The 1865-nt window shown below is 78.0% G+C and carries 2 protein-coding genes; both read right to left on the reverse strand.

Annotated elements, in window-relative coordinates:
- Window positions 1–339 (reverse strand): protein kinase family protein (locus IE330_RS38375; protein ID WP_506005405.1); only part of this gene is annotated, 339 nt, incomplete at its 3' end.
- Between the two features lie 89 nt (window positions 340–428).
- Window positions 429–1865: outer membrane protein assembly factor BamB family protein (locus tag IE330_RS38380; RefSeq protein WP_190140803.1), on the reverse strand; the 1437-nt coding region annotated here is incomplete at its 5' end.

Raw genomic sequence — 1865 nt, forward strand, 5'->3', positions numbered from 1 at the left:
GGCCACGGGCAGCGGGCCGCACCGCCGCACGGCCTCGCCGAGCGCGGGCCCGGCGACGTACTCCGTGGCGAGCCAGGGCACTTCGGCGTCCGCGTCGCCGTCGAGGAGCGCGGCGGTGCCCGGCCCGGACACGGCGCGCGCGGCGGCGATCTCGCGGCGGAAGCGGACCCGGAACTCGTGGTCGATGTCCAGGTCGGGCCGCACGGTCTTCACGGCGACCAGCGGCGTGCCGGGGCGGGAGCGGGCGAGGTACACCTCGCCCATGCCGCCCGCGCCGATGCGGGCGAGCAGCCGGTACGGGCCGACGTGGCGCGGCGGCCCGGTCAGCGGTTCGAGCACGGTGTCTCCAGGGGCCGGGGGGCAGCGGGACGGGGGGCCGTCCCCGGGGGGAACAGAGCGGGGGTGAGGCAGGACGGAGGCGGCCGGGTTCAGGACGGGATGCGGACCGAGACGACCGTGCCCTGGTCGTACACGATCGTCGCGACCCCGCCGAGCGGCAGGACCGTCGGCGGCCGCAGGTGGTCGGCGACGACGGTGCCGAGGTCGTCCCCGTGTTGCGGGGCGCGGTTGCCCGGCGCGCCCGGCACCCGCAGGGACCGCACCTGGCCGGCGGCCGTGAGCGGCACCGTGCGCAGGGTGGTGTTGTCGGCGGTCAGGGCCCGGTCGCCGACGAGCAGCGGCGGCGAGGAGACGGTGCGCGCGACCTGGTCGTCGACGACGGTCAGCGGCGCCCTGCGGGTGACGCGCCCCTTGCCGGTCTCGGCGACGAGGAGGCTGCGCCGCTGGACGTCGTAGGCCACGGCGGTCTTCGGGCCGACGGCGCTGACGACGACGTCCGGCGGTACGTTCCCGCCCGCGTCGACGGGGGGCGCCTGCAGGCCGAAGGCGCCCTGGGGCGCGAAGGTCGCGGCGTCGAGGCGGGTCACCCGGGTCTGCGGCTCCTCGGTGGCGTCGCCGAAGCCGGAGGCGCCGGTGACGACGGAGGGGCACAGGATGTGCGTGCCGACGGCCATCACGGAGCGGCACTGGGTCTTGTCGTACGCGCCGCCGACCCGGCGGCCGGTCCTGACGTCCAGGGCCACCAGGCCTTCCTTGGCGTCCGCGTAGACCCGCCCGTGCCGGACGAGTTCGGGCCCGTACCGGCCGTGCCACTCGGCGCCCGCCAGCTCGTCGGTGGTCAGCGGGGCCCGCCAGCGGGGAGCGCCGTCCTTCAGGGCGTAGGCCATGAGATCCACGCCCCGGGCGGTGCCTGCGCTGTCGTCGGAGCGCTCGGCCTCGGCGGCCACGAGCAGCAGGCCGTCGCCGATGACGGGGCGGGTGAAGTACCTGCCGTCCGGCGGGTCGGCGGACCACCGTACGGCGCCGCTCCGGGAGTCCCGTACCTGGAGGCGCCCCTCGTGGGCCACGACGGCGGTCCCGCCGCGCACGGCCGGCACCAGGGAGTCACCCGGCATGAAGAGCTTGCCGGAGGGGCTGATGTAGGCCTCGCCGCCGGTGCCGTCGTCCGTGCCGGTGCGGCCGTCGGAGGCCCACAGGCGCTTGCCGTCGGCGGCGCCCAGTGCGGCGTACGTGCCGTTGGTCAGCAGGCAGACGACGGCGCGGGTGTCGGCGGCGCAGTCCATCGGCGCGTGGCCGAGCTTCCCGCGCCACGGCTTCCAGCCCTCGGGGCGCTGGGCCGCGTGCTGCGGCACGACCCCGCTGCGGTCGTCGGTGCCCCTCTTGTCGACGCCCGCCGCGGCCACGAGCCGCGCGGACGGCACGGACCCGGAGGGGGACGCGCCGGCGCGCCCGCCCGCGCGGCCGTCCTCGCCGTCGGCCTCGGGCCCGAGGAGGACGAGCAGGGCGCCCGCGGCGCCGCCCGCCAC

Origin of the sequence: Streptomyces longispororuber (genome assembly GCF_014656095.1) — a bacterium.
GTDB lineage: Bacteria > Actinomycetota > Actinomycetes > Streptomycetales > Streptomycetaceae > Streptomyces > Streptomyces longispororuber.